The following is an 18,696-nucleotide window of genomic DNA, read 5'->3' on the forward strand; positions in this document are numbered from 1 at the left end:
CGGCTCACCTCCTGGTCTTGGGGTCGAGGGCCTCGCGCAGCGACTCGCCCATGAGGGTGAAGCCGAGCGCGACGACGATGATGCACAGGGCGGGGTACACGGCCAGGTGCGGGTTGTCGTAGATGAACGGCTGCGCCCGCCCGAGCATCTGCCCCCACTCCGGCTGGCGGTCGTTGGGGTTGCCGAGGCCGAGGAAGGACAGCGCCGCGGCGTCGATGATCGACACCGCGAGCACCAGGGTCGACTGGACGATGACCGGGCCGAGGGAGTTCGGGAGCATGTGCCGGAAGACGACCGCCCGCTCGGTGACGCCGAGCGCCCGCGCCGCGAGGACGTGGTCGCTGTGCCGCTGGGCGAGCATCGACCCGCGCAGCAGCCGGGCGAAGATCGGCACCTGCACGGCCGCGACGGCGATGATGACGGTCAGCTGGCTCGGCCGGGTGGCCAGGGCCGCGATCGAGAACGCGAGCAGCAGCGACGGGATCGAGAGCAGGACGTCGACGATGCGCATGACGAGCGAGTCGACCCAGCCGCCGAACGCGCCGGCGAGGATGCCGAGGGTCATCCCGCCGGTGAGCCCGAAGATCGTCGCGAACACGCCGACGATGAGGGTCTGCTGGCTGCCGACGAGCAGCCGCGAGAGCAGGTCGCGGCCGACGTCGTCCGCCCCGAGGGGGTAGCCCGGCTGCGGGCCGGGGATGGGGTTGGACTGCGGGCGCACCTGGTCCAACAAGAGGTTCGCCGCCGGGTCGTGCGGCGCGATGAGCGGCGACACGAGCGCGAGGACGACGAACACGAGCGTGATGGCCGCGCCGATGAGGAAGACGGGGCTGCGCCGCAGCCGCTGCCAGGCGCTCGCGATGAGCGAGACGCCGGGCTTCTCGTCGACCGACCCGGCCTCGCGGACGGCGGCCGCCCGGTCCGAGCCGGCGGTCGCGGCGAGGTCGTCGATCCGGTCCTTGCGGCGGGTCATCGGGTTGGCGGGGGTCATCGCGTCCTCACCCTCGGGTCGATGATCGCGTAGCTGATGTCGACGAGCAGGTTGATGACGACGTAGATGAGCGCCGCCGCCAGGATGAGGATCTGCAGCACCGAGTAGTCGCGGTACTGGAAGGCGTCCGCGAGGGCGTTGCCGATGCCGCCCCAGTTGAACACCTTCTCGGTGAGCACCGCGCCGGCGAGCAGCAGCCCGGTCTGGAGACCGATCGTCGTGACGACCGGGAGCATCGCGTTGCGCAGCACGTGGCGGCCGCGCACGACCCGGGCGGTGAGGCCCTTGGACTCGGCGGTGCGGACGTAGTCCTCGCCGAGCACGTCGAGGACCGAGGCCCGGGTGATCCGGAAGATCACGGCGAAGGGGATGGTCCCGAGCGCGATCGAGGGCAGGACCAGGTGCTTCAGCGCGCTCGCCGAGCAGTCGAGCTCCCGGGTGAGCAGCCCGTCGAGGACGAAGAAGTTCGTGATCCGCGTGCAGCTGAGGTTGTCCTGCCGTCCCGAGACCGGGAACCAGTTGTGGTCCACGGCGAACTGGTACTTGAGGAAGAAGGCGAGGAAGAAGACCGGGACCGCGACGCCGACGAGGGAGAGGATGACGAGCCCGCTGTCGACCGGGGAGTTGGCGCGCCGGGCGGCGACGTAGCCGAGGGGGATGCCGAGGGCCACGGCGAAGACGAGGGCGAAGGCGCTGAGCTCGATGGTCGCGGGCAGCCGGGTGAGGAAGATGTCGAGGGCGTCCGCGCCGGGCAGGACCCGGGTGGAGGTGCCGAAGTCGCCGTGCAGCGCCCGCCAGAGGAACTTGCCGTACTGCACCCAGATCGGCTCGTCCAGCCCGAGCGCCTTGGTGAGGGCGGCGCGGGTCTCCGGGGTGGCCCGCTCGCCGAGGATGGCCGAGACGGTGCCGCCGGGCAGGGCGCGCAGCCAGAGGAAGAGCATGACGGAGAGGACGAAGACGACGAGCACCATCTGGAGGAGGCGTCGGATGAGGAATCTCGCCACGGGTCGGGTCTCCTGCGGGGGTGGGAGCGGCGGTGGCCGCCCCGAACCTACTGGCTCGGGGCGGCCACCGGAATGCTGTGTGCGTCAGATCCGGGCGTGCCCGCGGACGGGCGGCCCGGCCGACGTCACTTCTGGACCGTGACCGTGTCGAAGGTCTCGGCGGTCAGCGGGCTCGGGACGAGGCCCTCGACCTTGTCGCTCACGACGAGCGCGGGCGGGCTGTGGCTGACCGGGATCGCCGGGAGGTACTTCTCGACGATCTGCTGGTTGAGGTCCTGGTAGGCGGTGGCGCGCTCGTCCTCGTCGACGATGGCGTCGGCCTTCTTCAGGTCGTCCGAGAGCTGCTGACCCCACGGCAGGACGTTGGTGTGGAAGTCGTTGGTCTTCGGGCTGGAGAAGAAGGTGCCGAGGAAGTTGTCCGCGGCGTTGTAGTCACCGGTCCACCCGAGCAGCCAGGCGTCGTACGCGCCGTTGGCCGACACGTCGTCGAGGTAGCCGCCGTTCCACGGCTTGCTGACCTCCTGGACCTTGATGCCGACGGCCTGCAGGTCCTTGGTGAACGCCGCATGGATCTTCTGCGGGTCCGGCATGTACGGCCGCGAGACCTCGGTCGGGAAGGCGAACTTGAGGGTCATGCCCTCGGCGCCCGCCTCCTGGAGCAGCTGCTTGGCCTTCTCCGGGTCGTACGCGTACGGCTGGATGGACTCGTTGTAGCCGGAGACGGCCGGCGGGATGAACTGCGAGGCCACCGCGGCGCCCTCGGGCAGCTGGGTCTTGACCATCTGGTCGCGGTTGGTCGCGTACGCGATCGCCTGGCGGACCTTGAGGTCCTTGAGCTTCGGGTTCCGCTCCGGGTTCAGGCCGATGTAGAGGACGTTGAAGGCGTCACGGATCTCGACGTTGTTGCCGGCGTCCTTGAGGCCCTTCCAGTCGACCGGGTTCGGCAGGTCGTAGCCGTCGATCGAGCCGGCCTGGAGCTCCTGGCGGCGGGTGCTCTCGTCGGGGATGATCTTGAAGACGAGGTTCTTGGTCTTCGGCGCCTCGCCGTACCAGTTCTCGTTGGCGACGAGGTTGACGGTCTTGTTGGCCTCGTCGTAGCTCGCGAGCTTGTACGGGCCGACCCCGACCGGGTTCATCGAGTAGTCGGGGTAGGTGAAGCCCTCGCCCTGCGCCTTGACGTTGTTCGCGTCGCCCTCCTCCAGCGCCTTCGGCGACTGGATGGCGAACGAGGCGAGCGAGAGGATCGTCGGGAAGCTCGAGGTCGTCCGGGTGATGTCGACGACGGCGGTGTTCGCGTCCTTGGCCTCGCACGACTTGTACAGCGAGTTCTCCGGGTCGTCGCTGAAGGTGCCGAAGAAGTACGTCCAGTACTCGGCGGCGGTCTGGCCCGCGCCCTTCTGGTTGTACATCCGGTCGAGGTTGTAGCAGACGGCCTCGGCGTTGAAGTCGGTGCCGTCGGAGAACTTCACGCCCTGGCGGAGGTTGAAGGTCCAGCTGAGGCCGTCGTCCGAGGGCTCCCAGCTCTCGGCCAGCTCGGGCTGGATGTCGGCGGTGCCCGGCTTGATGCCGAGGAGGCCGGAGTGGATCTGCCGGGTCACGCGGAAGGTCTCGCCGTCGGTCGCGTAGAGCGGGTCGAACAGCTCGGGGGCGCCGGCGGCGCCGAAGGTGAAGGTGTCCTTCACGTTGCTGTCCGCGGACCCGCCGCCCGAGCCTCCGGAGTCGTCCCGCTGGGACTCGGCGCACGCCGTCATGCTCAGGGCGGCCGCCGTCAGGAGCACGAGGGGCGCCGTGCGCTTGAGTGTCATCAGTGTGAACCTCGCTTGGGTGTGCGAACGCTCGTGACGTCCGGGTCGGACGCCCGAGTGGGCCGCGCCGGACCTGTCGCCCGCCGCGGATGGGGCCAGACACTAGCCGTATTCGCGGCGGTTGCACCGGCCGGACGCGAGTGGTTACCCAAGTGAGACCCACGGGTCGGCGGCGGCCGGCACCGGGGCGGTCCGGCGCCGATTCGGTGGCGACCGGTCTCGCCTGAGACACTGGCGGGCATGTCTGCCTCTCGCCGCGACGACCTCCGGAACGTCGCCATCGTCGCGCACGTCGACCACGGGAAGACCACGCTGGTCGACAAGATGCTCTGGCAGTCGGGCGCCTTCGGGGAGCACGACCACATCGCCGAGCGCGCGATGGACAGCGGCGACCTCGAGCGCGAGAAGGGCATCACCATCCTCGCGAAGAACACCGCCGTCCGGTACGCCGGGAAGGCGGCGCTCGACGCCGGGCTGGCCGACGGCCTGACCATCAACATCATCGACACCCCCGGGCACGCCGACTTCGGCGGCGAGGTCGAGCGCGGGCTGTCGATGGTCGACGGCGTCGTCCTGCTCGTCGACGCCTCCGAGGGCCCGCTGCCCCAGACCCGCTTCGTCCTGCGCAAGGCGCTCGCCGCGCGGCTGCCGGTCGTCCTGTGCGTCAACAAGGTCGACCGCCCGGACGCCCGGATCGAGGAGGTCGTCGACGAGGTCTACGAGCTCTTCATGGACCTGCTCGACGACGCCGGCGCCCACGAGGACCAGCTCGAGTTCCCCATCGTCTACGCCTCGGCCAAGGCCGGCCGGGCCAGCCTCACCCGCCCCGCCGACGGCGAGCTGCCGGACGAGGAGGACCTCGAGCCGCTCTTCCGCACGATCATCGGGACCGTGCCGGCGCCGTCCTACGACGAGGACGCGCCGCTGCAGGCGCACGTCACCAACCTCGACGCCTCGAACTTCCTCGGCCGCCTCGCGCTGCTGCGGGTGAAGAACGGCACGCTGCGCAAGGGCCAGCAGGTGGCGTGGTGCCGCCGCGACGGGTCGGTGCAGACGGTCAAGCTCACCGAGCTGCTCATGACCGAGGCGCTGGAGCGCAAGCCCGCCGACGCCGCGGGCCCGGGGGACATCGTCGCCGTCGCCGGCATCCCCGAGATCACCATCGGCGAGACCCTCGCCGACCTCGAGGACCCGCAGCCGCTGCCGCTCATCACCGTCGACGAGCCCGCGATCTCGATGACCATCGGCATCAACACGAGCCCCATGGCCGGCCGGGTCAAGGGGGCCAAGGTCACCGCGCGCCTCGTCAAGGAGCGCCTGGACCGCGAGCTCGTCGGCAACGTCTCGATGCGCGTCCTGCCCACCGAGCGCCCGGACGCCTGGGAGGTCCAGGGCCGCGGCGAGCTCGCGCTGGCCATCCTCGTCGAGCAGATGCGCCGCGAGGGCTACGAGCTGACCGTCGGCAAGCCGGAGGTCGTCACCCGCGAGATCGGCGGCAAGGTCCACGAGCCCGTCGAGCGGCTGACCATCGACACCCCCGAGGAGTACCTCGGCGCCATCACCCAGCTGCTCGCCGCCCGCAAGGGCCGCATGGAGCAGATGACCAACCACGGCACCGGCTGGGTCCGGATGGAGTTCCTCGTCCCGGCCCGCGGGCTCATCGGCTTCCGCACCCAGTTCCTCACCGACACCCGCGGCACCGGCATCGCCCACCACGTCTACGAGACCCACGAGCCGTGGGCCGGCGAGATCTCGACCCGGGTGAGCGGCTCGCTCGTCGCCGACCGCTCCGGCGCCGCGACGGCCTACGCCATGGCGAACCTCCAGGAGCGCGGCACGATGTTCCTCGCCCCGACGACCGAGGTCTACGAGGGGATGATCGTCGGCGAGAACTCCCGCGCCGACGACATGGACGTCAACATCACCAAGGAGAAGAAGCTCACCAACGTTCGGTCCGCCGGCGCCGACGTCCTCGAGCGGCTGGCCCCGCCGCGCGTGCTGTCCCTCGAGCAGAGCCTGGAGTTCTGCCGCGAGGACGAGTGCGTCGAGGTGACGCCGGAGGCCGTGCGGATCCGCAAGGTCGAGCTCGACCAGACCCTGCGAGCCCGGGCGGCGGCCCGCGCCAGGAGGAGCTGACCCGCGGTGCCCGAGCAGGACCCCAGCCCGACCCGGTCCGAGCGTCGCCGCAGCCGACGGCGCCGCCGGCCCTGGCGCGTCGCGCTGCTCGTCGTGCTCCTCGTCGCCGCCGTCGGGGCGGCCGGCGGGTACGCGCTGACCCGGCAGACGCCCACGCCGACTCCCGAGACGATGCCGACCTCGGCCGTCGGCGACCGGGTGACGACACCGGGCGGGGTGGTCAACGCCCTCTCGCTGGGGCCGGTGCCGACGTGGGACCCGCAGCGCCTCGCCGCCCGCGGCGACACGGCCTTCGCCGAGCGCGTCTTCGCCCGCACCCTCACCGCCTACGCGCCCGACACCGACCCCGAGAAGCAGGCCCGGCTCGTCGGCGACCTGGCCACGGACACCGGCACGGCCAGCGACGACCTCAAGACCTGGACCTTCACCCTCCGCGACGGCGTCATGTGGCAGGACGGCACGCCCGTGACCTGCAAGGACGTCGCCTACGGCATCTCGCGCACCTTCGCGACCGGCCGGATCACCGGGGGGCCCACCGACGCGCTCGCCGTCCTCGCCATCCCGCGCAACAGCGACGGCACGAGCACCTACGAGGGCCCCTACGCCACGGGCAAGTCCGCGAAGAAGGGCCGGCAGGCGTTCGAGAAGGCCGTGAGCTGCGACGGCCGGAAGATCACCTTCACCCTGAGCATGCCCGTCGGCGACTTCGACGAGATGCTCACCCAGCCGGCGTTCGGTCCGGTGAAGAAGTCCGTCGACCGCGGCGAGGACGGCACCTGGGACATCTTCTCGGCCGGCCCGTACATGCTTCAGGGCACCTGGGAGGAGGGGCGCGGCGGCACGTTCGTGCGCAACCCGCACTGGTCGGCGGACAGCGACCCCGTACGCAAGGCCTACCCGGACGAGATCCGCTACCAGGAGGGCCTGGAGACCCAGACGGTGGCGCAGCAGGTCATGGCCGACAACGCCGCCGGCCGCGAGTCGGTGTCCCTCGGCTCGGCCCCGCCGGCCATCCAGCAGCACATCACCGCCGTGCAGAGCCTCGAGGAGCGCTCGGTCAACCCGCGCACCGGCATCGTCGACTACCTCGTGCCCAACGTCCGCAGCAAGGTCTTCGAGGACGAGCAGGTCCGGCTGGCCCTCGCGACCGCCACCAACCGGGAGGCGTACGTCACGGCGATCGGCGGCGGGACCGCGGCCGACCCCGCGCTCTCGCTCGTCCCCCACGGCCTGCCCGCCGCGCACGACGACGACCCGGTGGGCGCCGGCACCCGCGGGGACCCGGCGAGGGCCAAGGCCATCCTCGAGAAGGCCGGGGTCGACACGCCGGTGGAGTTCACCATCGCCTACCGCTCCGACCCGACCTCGGACAAGGCCATCGCCGCGCTCGTCGCCGGCTGGCAGCAGGCGGGCTTCGAGCCGAAGACCATGCCGGTCACCGACGACTACTTCTCGACCATCGCCGACAAGGACGCCCGCAAGGACATCGACGTGTTCTGGTCGAACTGGGCCCCCGCGTGGGCCTCGGCGTCGACCATCCTGCCGCCGCTGTTCGACTCCACGATCAACATCACCAAGACCGGACCCGGCCGCGACTACGGGTACTGGGAGGACGAGGACCTCGACGCCCGGATGGCGAAGGTGTCGGCCATCGTCGACCGCGGGGAGCGCGAGAAGGCCTGGGCCGAGGTCGACCGGACGCTGCTGGAGCAGGGCGCCTACATCGGGCTCGCCGAGCGCCGGGCGCTCTACATCGCGGGCTCGGACATCCGGAATTTGTCCGCCAACGCCGTGCTGGGGGGCGTCGTCGAGTTCGCCGACATCGCGGTGGCGCCGTGAGGTCACTGCTCGACGGCGTCGCGGTCCGCGGCGCCACCCCGACGCTGCTGTTCGTCCACGCCCACCCGGACGACGAGACGCTGACCACCGGGGTCGCCGTCGCCCACCACGCCGCCCGCGGCCACGACGTCCACGTCCTCACCTGCACCCTCGGCGAGGAGGGCGAGGTCATCCCGCCGGCGCTGGCGCACCTCGAGGGCGACGGCCCGGCCCTCGCCGCGCACCGCCGCGGGGAGCTGGCCCGGGCCCTGGCGGCGCTCGGCGCCACGGGTCACCTGCTCGGGGCCGCGGGGCCCGAGGACGAGCCCGCGTTCCGCGACTCCGGCATGGCCGGCACGCCCGCCGCGGAGCACCCGCGGGCCTTCGCCGGCCGGCCCCTCGAGGATGCGGCCGCCGCCGTCGGCCGGGTCCTCGCCGCGGTGCGCCCGGACGTCGTCGTCACCTACGACGCCGGCGGGGGCTACGGGCACCCCGACCACGTCCGCACGCACGAGGCCACCCGGGCCGCCGTCGCCGCCCTGCCGGCCGGCGAGCGGCCCGTGCTCTACGGCACGCTCACCCCGCTCACCTGGGCGCTCGAGGACCGCGAGTGGCTGGCCGCCCACGTGCCGGCCGACGGGCCGTGGGTCGTGCCCGACCAGGGCAGCCCGTACACCGCGGGGGTCGTGCCCGACGACGTCGTCGGGCGGGCCGTGGTCGACCCCGACGCCGTGCCCGCGCAGGTCGAGGCCCTGCGGGCGCACGACACGCAGGTCGTGTCCGGCGACGGGTGGTTCGCCCTGTCCAACCACCACGTCTTCCGGCTCGCCGGCCGCGAGGGCTACGCGGTTCTCGACCCCGGGAGCGGGCGACCGGCGCCGGAGGGGGCCGCGTGAGCGACCTCGACCCCGCCGTCTTTCGGCAGGCCATGGGGCGCCTGGCCCAGGGCGTCACCGTCGTCACGACGACCTCGGGCGGCCACGACCACGCGATGACGGCGAACTCGGTGACGTCGGTGTCCCTCGACCCGTTGCTCGTCCTGGTCTGCGTCGAGACCGAGAGCCGGTTCCACGACGCGGTGCTCGACGCCGGGGTCTGGGGGGTGAGCATGCTTTCGCTGCGGCAGCGGCCGACCTCGGAGTGGTTCGCCACCCGCGGGCGCCCCCTGCACGGCCAGCTGGACCGGGCACCGTTCACGCGGGGCGAGCACACCGGGGTGGCGCTGCTCGACGACGCGCTGGCCCACCTGGAGGTCCGCACCACCTCCACGCATCCGGGCGGTGACCATGTCATCGTGGTCGGCGAGGTCCTCGGCCTCACCATCCCCGACACCATCGGACCTGCCCTCGTCTACTACCGCGGGCGGTACGGGAGCATCGAATGACCGACCTGCTCGAGCACGCGCGGTGGGAGGAGCCCACCTGGGAGGACCGCGCGCCCGGGCCGCGGCGCTGGCCCTGGGTGCTGCTCGGCCTGGTCGTCCTCCTCGGCGCCCTCTACGCCGGGGCCGCCTGGTGGCTGGGCGAGCGCGTGCCGCGCGGCACGACCGTCGCCGGGGTGCCTCTGGGCGGACAGACCGCGGCCGAGGCCCGCACCACCCTCGAACGCGCCGTCGCCGGCCGCGCGCAGGAGCCGATCCTCCTGACCTCCAAGGCCGGTCAGGCGAGGATCCGGCCCGAGCGGGCGGGCGTCGTGGTCGACGTCGACGCCACGGTCGCGGGCCTCACCGGCTTCAGCATGGGCCCGCGGGAGCTCTGGCACCACGTGAACGGCGGGGTCGAGCAGCCGGCCGTCGTCACCGTCGACCGGGAGGCGTTCGCCGCCGCCGTCGACAAGGTCCGGAAGAGACTGGACTCGACGGCCAAGGAGGGCCGGCTCTCGGTGCGCAGCGGCACCGTCCAGTACCGGGCACCCGTGCGCGGGACGACCACCGACGCCGCCGGCACCGCCGCCGTCATCGAGCGCTGGTGGCCCGCGCAGGACTCCGTCGAGGTCGAGGCCGACCCGGTGCTGCCGCGCACGCCCGCCGCCGAGTTCGAGCGCGTCCGTGCGGAGTTCGCCGACGTCGCCGTGTCCGGGCCGGTCACCGTCCGGGCCGACGGCAAGCGCTTCCGTCTCACCCCGAAGCAGTTCGCCTCCGCCCTCCGCCTGCCCCGCGCGAAGGACGGCACCATCACCCCGCGCGCCGACCAGGACGAGCTGCGCTCGCTCGTCCACGCGGCCGCGCAGGAGGCGGGGGTCGAGCGGGAGCCGAAGGACGCGTCGGTGAGCTTCGCCCCGAGCGGCTACACGAAGCGCACCGTGCACCGCGGCCGCGCCGGCCTCACCCTGCTGGACGAGAGCATCTCCGAGCAGGTGTGGAAGGCCGTGACGACGACCGACCGGACCGCGAACGTGCTGACCAAGGCCGTGCGGCCCACGTGGACCGTCACCGACATCCGCCGGACGCTGCCGAAGGAGAAGGTCGCCTCCTTCACGACGCAGTTCCAGTGCTGCCAGTCGCGGGTCGAGAACATCAGGCGTGGTGCGGCCGCCGTCGACGGCACCTACGTCCTGCCGGGCCAGCAGTTCAGCCTCAACGACGTCCTCGGCGACACGACGACGAAGGAGAGCGGCTACCTCGAGGCCGGCATCATCCGCTACGGCCGGGCCGCGACCTCGTACGGCGGTGGGCTGTCGCAGGTCTCGACGACCGTCTTCAACGCCTCGTTCTTCGCGGGGGTGAGGCTCGACGCGTGGTCGCCGCACTCGTACTACATCTCGCGCTACCCCGAGGGCCGCGAGGCGACGATCTCCTACCCGGACCTGCACAACAAGTGGACCAACACCCTCGACGGCGGGATCCTCGTGCGGGCCCGGACCACGGACACCTCGATCACCGTCACCTACTACGGCACGAAGAAGTACCGGGTGACGGCGACCAAGGGCGACCGCTACGCCATCGAGCAGCCGACGACGATCGTCGACGACGACCCCGAGTGCATCCCGCAGCAGCCCGTCGAGGGCTTCTCGGTCGACATCGGCCGCATCTTCCACCGGGGCGGCGAGGTCGTGGACCGGCAGTCGTTCACCACGCGCTACGACCCCCAGGACGACGTCACCTGCACCAACCCGCGGGCCGGCTGAGCGGCCGGTCGCGGCCCGGGGCCGCGACCGGGCCGACGCAGCGTCACGTACGCGTGGTGCGGGGCGAAGCCGTGCCGGCGGTAGACGGCGACCGCACCGTCGTTGTCGTCGTCGGTCTGCAGGTGCACCGAGCGCACCCCGCGCTCGCGGGCCGCGCGGGCCAGTGCCCCGAGGACGGCGGTGGCCAGGCCCCGGCGGCGCGCCTCGGGCGCGGTCCACATCGCCGCGACGCCGCCCCAGGTCGCCGCGACCCCGAGACGCCCGAGGGCCAGCACCTCGCCGCCGTCGCGGACCGCGGCGAAGACCTGCTCGGGGGAGCCGGTGAGCACCGCGCGCGCCCACTGCTCCGGCGCCTCGCGGTAACGGGTGTAGGCGGCGAACCAGTCGTCGTCCAGGGCCGTCGTCGTCGTCACCTCGGGGCCGGCGGTGGGCGTCGCGGCCACCGAGTCCGCGACCTCGGCGACGGCCGCGGTGTACGTCGTCGTCGTGACCCGGGGTGCGTAGCCGCGCTCCAGCAGCAGCGCGCCGAGGGGGTCCGCGCCGGCGGTGAGGCCCACGGGGCCGAAGACGGTGACGGCGGGGGGCAGGCCACGCCGGGCGTACCAGGCCTCGGCCTCCTCGAGCGCGGCGGGCAGCGGGCGGGCGGGGTCGCCGGCGGTCATCACCGAGTTGGCGCGCTGGGTGAACCCGCCCGAGGCCCGCAGCAGCCAGCCGCCGAGGTGCTCGCTCTCGACCGGCGGCCAGGCCCCCACCATGACGCGCTGCAGGTCGGCGGCCGACAGGGCCCGGTGCGGCGCCCCGCGCCGGGACGGGGTGGGCGGGACCTCCTTGACGGCCACGACGTCGGCGCGCGCGATCCCGTTCTCGCCGTGGCGTGTCTGCACGACGAGGTGCTCGTCGTCGACGTGGACGAGGTCGCCGACGGCGTCGGTGAGGGTGGCCCCGGAGCGGGGGTCGGGGACGGGGAGCCGGTGGCGCACGACGACGCGTGTCCCGGCCGGTGGAAGGTCCCGTGGCCGGGGCCGCGGCGGTTCCATGGCGTGAATAGTATGGCGGCATGACGTACGTGATCGCGCAGCCCTGTGTGGACCTCAAGGACAAGGCCTGCATCGAGGAGTGCCCCGTCGACTGCATCTACGAGGGCGAGCGCAGCCTGTACATCCACCCCGACGAGTGCGTCGACTGCGGCGCCTGCGAGCCCGTCTGCCCGGTGGAGGCGATCTACTACGAGGACGACGTGCCGGACCAGTGGGCCGAGTACTACAAGGCCAACGTCGAGTTCTTCGACGACCTCGGCAGCCCCGGCGGCGCGGCCAAGCTCGGCGTCATCGCCAAGGACCACCAGATCATCGCCGACCTGCCCCCGCAGGAGCACGACGAGTGACGTGGTGCCCACCCTCCCCGACTTCCCCTGGGACTCGCTCGCTCCGGCCAAGGAGCGGGCGAGTGCCTTTTCCGACCCCTCGCTGAGCGACGGCGCAGGGGAGGGGCTCGTCGACCTGTCGGTGGGCACGCCCGTCGACCCCACGCCCGACCTGATCCGGCAGGCCCTGGCCGGCGCCGCCGACGCCCCCGGGTACCCGCAGACCTACGGCACGCCCGACCTGCGCGAGGCCGTCGCCGCCTGGTTCGCCGCCCGCCGCGGCGTGCCGGACCTCGACCCCGGCGGCGTGCTGCCGACCCTGGGGTCCAAGGAGCTCGTGGCCTGGCTACCGACGCTGCTGGACCTCGGCCCCGGCGACGTCGTCGCCTTCCCGCGGGTCGCCTACCCGACCTACGACGTCGGCGCCCGGCTGGCCCGCGCCGAGCCGATGGCCGTCGACTCCCTCACCGCGCTCGGCCCGCTGACGCCGGCGACGACGCCGCGCCTGCTGTGGGTCAACTCCCCGAGCAACCCCACGGGACGCGTCCTCGGCGTCGAGCACCTGGCCAAGGTCGTCGCCTGGGCCCGCGAGCACGGGGTCGTCGTCGCCTCGGACGAGTGCTACGCCGAGCTCGACTGGCGGCCGCGGCGCGAGGGCTCGGACGAGCCGCCGACGACCCCGTCGGTCCTCGACCCGCGGGTGTGCGGCGGGTCGCACGAGGGGCTGCTCTGCGTGTACTCGCTGTCCAAGCAGTCGAACCTCGCGGGGTACCGCGCCGCCTTCGTCGCGGGCGACCCCGGGCTCGTGCGGCGGCTGCTGGAGGTGCGCAAGCACGCCGGGATGATCGTGCCGTGGCCGGTGCAGCGGGCGATGCTCGCCGCGCTGGGCGACGCCGACCACGTCGCGCAGCAGAAGGCGCGCTACGCGGCCCGGCGCGAGACGCTGCGGCCGGCGGTCGAGGCGTTCGGCCTGCGCGTCGACGACTCCGAGGCCGGGCTCTACCTCTGGGCCACGGCGGGGGAGCCGTCCCGCCGCACGGTCGAGCGGCTGGCCGACCGAGGCGTCCTCGTCGCCCCGGGCGACTTCTACGGCCCCGCCGGCCGCGAGCACGTGCGGATCGCGCTCACCGCCACCGACGAGCGCATCGCGGCGGCCGCCCGGCGGTTGGGCTGAGCCACCGGGGCGCCGCCCCGGTTCCACCGTTCCCCTACGGACGGGTAGGGTCGAAATGACGTCCCGAGCCCCGAGACCCCCCAAGGACCGCGACATGACCGACGGAGCCACGCTGCACGCAGCAGGCAAGCAGCTCGACCTGAACCTCGTCCCGGCCACCGAGGGGAACAGCGGGTACGACATCTCGAAGCTGCTCAAGGAGACCGGCAACGTCACCCTCGACGGCGGCTTCACGAACACCGCGAGCTGCACGAGCGCCATCACCTACATCGACGGCGACGAGGGGATCCTGCGCTACCGCGGCTACCCCATCGAGCAGCTGGCCAAGCAGTCGACGTTCCTCGAGACCTCGTACCTGCTCATCTACGGCACCCTGCCGACGACCTCCGAGCTCGAGGACTTCGAGGACCGGATCCGCGACCACACGATGCTCCACGAGGACCTCAAGGGCTTCTTCGGCGGCTTCCCCCGCGACGCGCACCCGATGCCCGTCCTGTCCTCGGCGGTGTCGGCCCTCTCGACCTTCTACCAGGACAGCCTCGACCCCTTCGACCCCGACCAGGTCGAGATCTCGACCATCCGCCTCCTCGCCAAGCTGCCGACCATCGCGGCGTACGCGTACAAGAAGTCCATCGGGCAGCCGTTCCTCTACCCGGACAACCGCCTCTCGCTCGTCGAGAACTTCCTGCGGATGACCTTCGGCGTCCCCGCCACCGACTACGAGGTCGACCCCGACATCGTCAAGGCCGTCGACCTGCTGCTCATCCTGCACGCCGACCACGAGCAGAACTGCTCGACCTCGACCGTGCGGCTCGTCGGGTCCTCGCACGCGAACCTATTCGCGTCGGTCTCGGCCGGGATCAACGCCCTCTTCGGTCCGCTGCACGGCGGCGCCAACCAGGCCGTCCTGGAGATGCTCGAGCGGATCCAGTCCGCCGAGTACTCCACCGACGAGTTCATGAAGAAGGTCAAGGACAAGGAGGACGGGGTCCGGCTCATGGGCTTCGGGCACCGGGTCTACAAGAACTACGACCCGCGCGCGGCCATCATCAAGGACACCGCGCACTCGATCCTGGAGAAGACCGGCGGCGGCGACGAGCTCCTGGAGATCGCGATGCGCCTCGAGGAGATCGCCCTCGCGGACGACTACTTCGTCGAGCGCAAGCTCTACCCGAACGTCGACTTCTACACCGGCCTCATCTACAAGTCGATGGGCTTCCCGACCCGGATGTTCACCGTCCTGTTCGCCCTCGGCCGGCTGCCGGGCTGGATCGCCCAGTGGCGCGAGATGATCGAGGACCCCACGACGAAGATCGGCCGCCCGCGCCAGGTGTACACCGGCGAGGGTGAGCGCGACTACGTCGCCCTCACCGACCGCTGACCGGCCGTCCCCTCTCCCGGGCGTCCGGCGACGTCCGGGTTCAGGAGGGGCGGGCGAGGGAGATCCGGACCTGGTTCGGGTCCGGCGCGTCCTCGGTGGGCCCGAGCCGGACCGTGGACCAGGTGAACGCCGAGTCCTCCATCGAGCGGGTCCAGCGGCGCAGGTCCACCTGCACCTGCATCGCGCCGGTGTCGGTGGCCCGGGCGACCGCCCACGACGCGACGGCCCAGGCCAGGTCCGTCGACTCGGGGGTGACGACGACGGAGTCGCCGGACACCGTGCCCTCGAGGCCAAAGTCCTTCTCCAGCAGCGCGACGACGTCCTGGGGTGACCCCGGCGACGAGGGGTCGCGCAGCGCGCAGCCGACGCCGGCGTGCGTCTGCCCCGAGAGCACCGACGCCGTCGCCCGGGCCTGCCCCTCGTGCTGCGCGTACGCCGACCCGGCGGCCGAGCGCTGGACGGCCTGCGCCGCCTCCGCGATATCCATGTCGGCGTAGCCGTCGACCTTCTCCAGCGCGTCGTAGAACGTGTTCGTCGAGTACTCGGGGTCGAGGATCTGCTGCGCGGTGCCCCAGCCTTGCGAGGGTCGCTGCTGGAACAGCCCGAGGGAGTCGCGGTCGCCGAAGCGGACGTTGCGGACCTTGGACTCCTGCATGGCGGTCGCGATGGCGATGGACGCCGCCCGGGCGGGCAGGCCGCGCTTGACCGAGATGGCGGTGATGGCCGCGGCGTTGCTCGCCTGGTCAGGGGCCCAGCGGTACTCCGACCCGGCGGCGGTGACGCGGCACTGCTCGCCGGACACGGCGTGGACCAGCCGCTGCACGCCGACGTAGCCGGCGACCCCGGCGGCGCCGAGCGCGAGCACGGTGAGCACGGCGATGCCGCGTCGGGTGCGTCGGGGGTGTGCGCGCTCCTCGGCGAGCGTCACGCCACGGGTCCTGCGTGCCATGGGGCGGGTGGTTCCTCCGGTCTCGGGCGCTGGGGGCGCGGTCAGTCGTTGGCGTGCAGCGCCGAGTTCAGGACGATGCCGTGCCCGTCGCGCGGGCGGGCCATGACCGTCCCGGTCAGGGAGTGCCGCAGGAACAGGAGGTTCGACTGGCCGGACAGCTCGGCGGCCTTGGCGACGGTGCCGTCCGGCAGCGTCACCTTCGTGCCGGCGGTGAGGTAGAGCCCGGCCTCGACGACGCAGTCGTCGCCGAGCGCGATGCCGAGCCCGGCCTCGGCGCCGAGCAGGCAGCGCTCGCCGATCCGGACCCGCTCGGTGCCGCCGCCGGAGAGCGTGCCCATCGTCGAGGCGCCGCCGCCGATGTCCGAGCCGTCGCCGACGACGACGCCCTGGCTGATCCGGCCCTCGACCATCGAGCTGCCGAGCGTCCCGGCGTTGTAGTTGACGAACCCCTCGTGCATGACCGTCGTGCCGCTCGCCAGGTGCGCGCCCAGGCGGACCCGGTCGGCGTCCCCGATGCGCACGCCGGCCGGGAGGACGTAGTCGACCATCCGCGGGAACTTGTCGACGCCGAGGACCTGCACCGGCCCGCGGGCCATGAGGCGCAGGCGCGTCGTCTCGAAGCCGTCGACCGCGCAGGGGCCCTGGGTGGTCCACACGACGTTGGTGAGCACGCCGAAGATGCCCTCGAGGTTCACCGTGTTGGGCTCCACGAGCCGGTGGGAGAGCAGGTGCAGCCGCAGGTAGGCGTCCGCGGCGTCGGCCGGCGGGGTGTCGAGGTCGGCCGTGACGAGCCGGACCTCGCGCCGCGTCCCGCGCGCCTCGTCGGCGACGGCCAGGTCCTCGAGGCCGGGAGGGGCCGCGAGCTCGCCCGCGCCGCCCGCGTCGCCGAGCGCCGGCGCCGGGAACCAGGCGTCGAGCGTGGCCCCGGAGTCGTGGACGGTGAGGAGGCCGTGGCCCCAGGCGGCGGATGTCATGGCGCCAAGCCTACGGGGGCGCGCCGGTCCTCCCCGCACCGTCCGGGCCCGCCTCACTAGGGTGGAGCGCATGCCCCCGCCCCCCACCGCCCTGGACCTCACGAGCGACGCGAGCACCCTCACCGCGGCCCTGTGCGACGTCCCCTCGGTGAGCAGGGAGGAGGACGTCCTCGCCGACGCCGTCGAGGCGGCACTGACCGGGCTCGGGCGGCTGCAGGTGACCCGTGTGGGCAACTCCGTCGTCGCGCGCACCGACCTCGGGCGGGAGGAGCGGGTCGTCCTCGCCGGGCACCTCGACACCGTGCCGCTGACCGCCGACCCGCCGAACGTGCCGACCCGCCGGGCACCCGGCCCGGACGGCGAGGTGCTGTGGGGCCGCGGGACGGTCGACATGAAGGGTGGCGTCGCGGTCATGCTCCGGGTGGCCCAGGAGATCCCCGAGCCCAGCCGCGACGTCACCTACGTCTTCTACGACGCCGAGGAGATCGACGAGCGCTTCAACGGCCTGCGGCGCATCCAGCACGAGCGCCCCGACCTCATCGACGACGCCGTCTTCGCCGTCCTGCTCGAGCCCACCGACGCCCGGGTCGAGGGGGGCTGCAAGGGCACGCTGCGCGCGGTCGTCTCGACCAAGGGCGTCGCCGCGCACTCGGCCCGTCCGTGGAACGGCCACAACGCGATCCACGACGCCGCCGAGGTGCTGCGCCGCCTCGCGGCGTACGAGCCGCGGACCCGCGTCGTCGACGGCCTGGAGTTCCACGAGGCCATGAACGCGGTGGGCATCAGCGGCGGCATCGCCGGCAACGTCATCCCGGACCGCTGCGAGGTCACCGTCAACTACCGGTACGCGCCCTCGGTGGACCCCGAGGAGGCCGACGCCCACGTGCGGCAGCTGTTCGACGGGTTCTCCGTCGACGTCGTCGACAACGCCCGGGGCGCCCGGCCGGGGCTGGACGTGCCGGCCGCCCGGGCGTTCGTCGACGCGCTGGGCCTGGACGTCGTCGCCAAGCAGGGCTGGACCGACGTCGCCCGCTTCTCGGCGATGGGGGTGCCGGCGGTGAACTTCGGCCCGGGCGACCCCAACCTGGCCCACACCGACGACGAACGGTGCCCGGTCGTGCAGTACGGCACCTGCGAGGAGGCGATGCTGCGGTGGCTGGCATGAGCGACGCCGGCGGGGAGCCCCGCCGCACCCAGGACCGCGACTACCACCAGGGCCCCGTCGTCATGCGGCGCTCCAAGGTGCCGGGCTCCACGACCGACCAGCGGCTCCTCGACGACGACGGCTCCGCCGACTGGCTGCACACCGACCCGTGGCGGGTCATGCGCATCCAGTCCGAGTTCGTCAACGGGTTCGGGGCGCTGGCCGAGGTCGGGCCCGCGGTGTCGGTCTTCGGCTCGGCCCGCACGCGGCCCGACGCGCCGGAGTACGCCCTCGGGGAGCAGGTGGGCCGCGCGCTCGTCGAGGCCGGGTACGCCGTCATCACCGGCGGCGGGCCCGGCGCCATGGAGGCCGCGAACAAGGGCGCCCTCGAGGCCGGCGGCACCTCGGTGGGCCTCGGCATCGAGCTGCCCTTCGAGGCGGGCCTGAACCCGCACGTCGACCTCGGCGTGAACTTCCGCTACTTCTTCGCCCGCAAGACGATGTTCGTCAAGTACGCCTGCGGGTTCATCGTGCTGCCCGGCGGGTTCGGCACCCTCGACGAGCTCTTCGAGGCCGTCACCCTCGTCCAGACGCAGAAGGTCACGAGCTTCCCCATCGTCCTCGTCGGCTCGCGGTACTGGGGCGGGCTGCTGGACTGGCTGCGCGAGACCGCCGCGGCCACCGGCACCGTGAGCGAGCGGGACCTGGCGCTGCTCACCCTCACCGACGACGTCGACGAGGCCGTCCGCACCGTCGTCGAGGCGGACGAGCGGGCCGGGCGCGCCGCCCGGCGACCGGCCCGGGGCACCGAGTAGCCGCAGGTGGGGACCG

16 protein-coding genes are annotated in these 18,696 nt (G+C 72.8%); 10 read left to right on the forward strand and 6 right to left on the reverse strand.

The annotated features are described in order from the left end of the window. Nucleotides 1-4: 4 nt before the first annotated feature. From EPD83_RS11765 to EPD83_RS11775, 3 genes are all read right to left on the reverse strand, one after another. Nucleotides 5-991 carry an ABC transporter permease gene (locus EPD83_RS11765; protein ID WP_128367891.1) on the reverse strand — a complete coding sequence of 329 codons (987 nt, stop codon included), beginning with the start codon at nt 989-991 and terminating at the stop codon, nt 5-7. Beyond that, a complete protein-coding gene (locus EPD83_RS11770) occupies nt 988-1,995 on the reverse strand; it encodes an ABC transporter permease (protein ID WP_165566612.1) in 1,008 nt (335 codons plus the stop codon). The genes EPD83_RS11765 and EPD83_RS11770 overlap by 4 nt, the downstream gene beginning before the upstream one ends. A gap of 125 nt (nt 1,996-2,120) precedes the next feature. Continuing rightward, a complete protein-coding gene (locus EPD83_RS11775; protein ID WP_128366396.1) occupies nt 2,121-3,800 on the reverse strand; it encodes an ABC transporter substrate-binding protein in 1,680 nt (559 codons plus the stop codon). Nucleotides 3,801-4,040: 240 nt separating this feature from the next. Here EPD83_RS11775 and typA point away from each other — a divergent pair, with 240 nt between their 5' ends. The 5 genes from typA to EPD83_RS11800 are packed head-to-tail and all read left to right on the forward strand — an operon-like array spanning nt 4,041 to nt 10,880. Next, on the forward strand, nt 4,041-5,936 hold the full coding sequence (gene typA, locus EPD83_RS11780) for a translational GTPase TypA (RefSeq protein ID WP_128366395.1): 1,896 nt from the start codon (nt 4,041-4,043) through the stop codon (nt 5,934-5,936). Between the two features lie 6 nt (nt 5,937-5,942). Next, on the forward strand, nt 5,943-7,775 hold the full coding sequence (locus EPD83_RS11785) for an ABC transporter substrate-binding protein (RefSeq protein ID WP_235950541.1): 1,833 nt from the start codon (nt 5,943-5,945) through the stop codon (nt 7,773-7,775). Then, nucleotides 7,772-8,650, forward strand: a complete 879-nt coding sequence (gene mshB, locus EPD83_RS11790; protein WP_235950542.1) for an N-acetyl-1-D-myo-inositol-2-amino-2-deoxy-alpha-D-glucopyranoside deacetylase — start codon at nt 7,772-7,774, stop codon at nt 8,648-8,650. Before EPD83_RS11785 ends, mshB begins: the two co-directional genes overlap by 4 nt. Beyond that, nucleotides 8,647-9,138 carry a flavin reductase family protein gene (locus EPD83_RS11795; protein ID WP_322095787.1) on the forward strand — a complete coding sequence of 164 codons (492 nt, stop codon included), beginning with the start codon at nt 8,647-8,649 and terminating at the stop codon, nt 9,136-9,138. Before mshB ends, EPD83_RS11795 begins: the two co-directional genes overlap by 4 nt. Next, entirely contained in the window at nt 9,135-10,880 is a 1,746-nt protein-coding gene (locus tag EPD83_RS11800; protein WP_165566613.1) for a VanW family protein, read from the forward strand. Before EPD83_RS11795 ends, EPD83_RS11800 begins: the two co-directional genes overlap by 4 nt. Here EPD83_RS11800 and EPD83_RS11805 read toward each other — a convergent pair. Further along, a complete protein-coding gene (locus EPD83_RS11805; protein WP_456107192.1) occupies nt 10,832-11,917 on the reverse strand; it encodes a GNAT family N-acetyltransferase in 1,086 nt (361 codons plus the stop codon). The two genes, EPD83_RS11800 and EPD83_RS11805, sit on opposite strands and share 49 nt — an antisense overlap. Before the next feature lie 20 nt (nt 11,918-11,937). On the opposite strand from EPD83_RS11805, the gene fdxA reads away from it, so the two are divergent. From fdxA to EPD83_RS11820, 3 genes are all read left to right on the forward strand, one after another. Then, nucleotides 11,938-12,264 (forward strand): ferredoxin, encoded by a 327-nt coding sequence (gene fdxA / locus EPD83_RS11810; RefSeq protein ID WP_128368041.1) that lies wholly within the window; start codon nt 11,938-11,940, stop codon nt 12,262-12,264. A 1-nt stretch (nt 12,265) separates the two neighbouring features. Continuing rightward, nucleotides 12,266-13,417 (forward strand): succinyldiaminopimelate transaminase, encoded by a 1,152-nt coding sequence (dapC, locus tag EPD83_RS11815; RefSeq protein WP_322095788.1) that lies wholly within the window; start codon nt 12,266-12,268, stop codon nt 13,415-13,417. Between the two features lie 94 nt (nt 13,418-13,511). Next, entirely contained in the window at nt 13,512-14,798 is a 1,287-nt protein-coding gene (locus EPD83_RS11820; RefSeq protein ID WP_128366763.1) for a citrate synthase, read from the forward strand. A 40-nt stretch (nt 14,799-14,838) separates the two neighbouring features. Here EPD83_RS11820 and EPD83_RS11825 read toward each other — a convergent pair whose 3' ends face one another. Both EPD83_RS11825 and dapD read right to left on the reverse strand, forming a co-directional pair. Next, nucleotides 14,839-15,726: a hypothetical protein gene (locus tag EPD83_RS11825; RefSeq protein ID WP_235950544.1), complete on the reverse strand. Its 888-nt coding sequence runs from the start codon at nt 15,724-15,726 to the stop codon at nt 14,839-14,841. A gap of 62 nt (nt 15,727-15,788) precedes the next feature. After that, nucleotides 15,789-16,721 (reverse strand): 2,3,4,5-tetrahydropyridine-2,6-dicarboxylate N-succinyltransferase, encoded by a 933-nt coding sequence (dapD, locus tag EPD83_RS11830; protein ID WP_128366761.1) that lies wholly within the window; start codon nt 16,719-16,721, stop codon nt 15,789-15,791. Nucleotides 16,722-16,791: 70 nt separating this feature from the next. Here dapD and dapE point away from each other — a divergent pair, with 70 nt between their 5' ends. Continuing rightward, nucleotides 16,792-17,886, forward strand: coding sequence for a succinyl-diaminopimelate desuccinylase (gene dapE, locus EPD83_RS11835; RefSeq protein ID WP_128366760.1), 1,095 nt, complete (start codon nt 16,792-16,794; stop codon nt 17,884-17,886). Continuing rightward, on the forward strand, nt 17,883-18,680 hold the full coding sequence (locus EPD83_RS11840) for an LOG family protein (protein ID WP_128366759.1): 798 nt from the start codon (nt 17,883-17,885) through the stop codon (nt 18,678-18,680). Before dapE ends, EPD83_RS11840 begins: the two co-directional genes overlap by 4 nt. Nucleotides 18,681-18,696: the final 16 nt, after the last annotated feature.

The sequence above is a fragment of the Phycicoccus flavus genome (genome assembly GCF_004025965.2).
In the GTDB taxonomy this organism is placed as follows: Bacteria; Actinomycetota; Actinomycetes; order Actinomycetales; family Dermatophilaceae; genus Phycicoccus; species Phycicoccus flavus.

What these genes read in the sequence shown, in the direction of transcription:
- EPD83_RS11765 (WP_128367891.1), bottom strand. Translation starts at nt 991, where the DNA reads ATGACCCCCGCCAACCCGATGACCCGCCGCAAGGACCGGATCGACGAC.
- EPD83_RS11775 (WP_128366396.1), bottom strand. Translation starts at nt 3,800, where the DNA reads ATGACACTCAAGCGCACGGCGCCCCTCGTGCTCCTGACGGCGGCCGCC.
- typA (WP_128366395.1), top strand. Translation starts at nt 4,041, where the DNA reads ATGTCTGCCTCTCGCCGCGACGACCTCCGGAACGTCGCCATCGTCGCG.
- EPD83_RS11800 (WP_165566613.1), top strand. Translation starts at nt 9,135, where the DNA reads ATGACCGACCTGCTCGAGCACGCGCGGTGGGAGGAGCCCACCTGGGAG.
- EPD83_RS11805 (WP_456107192.1), bottom strand. Translation starts at nt 11,917, where the DNA reads ATGGAACCGCCGCGGCCCCGGCCACGGGACCTTCCACCGGCCGGGACA.
- fdxA (WP_128368041.1), top strand. Translation starts at nt 11,938, where the DNA reads ATGACGTACGTGATCGCGCAGCCCTGTGTGGACCTCAAGGACAAGGCC.
- EPD83_RS11820 (WP_128366763.1), top strand. Translation starts at nt 13,512, where the DNA reads ATGACCGACGGAGCCACGCTGCACGCAGCAGGCAAGCAGCTCGACCTG.
- dapD (WP_128366761.1), bottom strand. Translation starts at nt 16,721, where the DNA reads ATGACATCCGCCGCCTGGGGCCACGGCCTCCTCACCGTCCACGACTCC.
- dapE (WP_128366760.1), top strand. Translation starts at nt 16,792, where the DNA reads ATGCCCCCGCCCCCCACCGCCCTGGACCTCACGAGCGACGCGAGCACC.
- EPD83_RS11840 (WP_128366759.1), top strand. Translation starts at nt 17,883, where the DNA reads ATGAGCGACGCCGGCGGGGAGCCCCGCCGCACCCAGGACCGCGACTAC.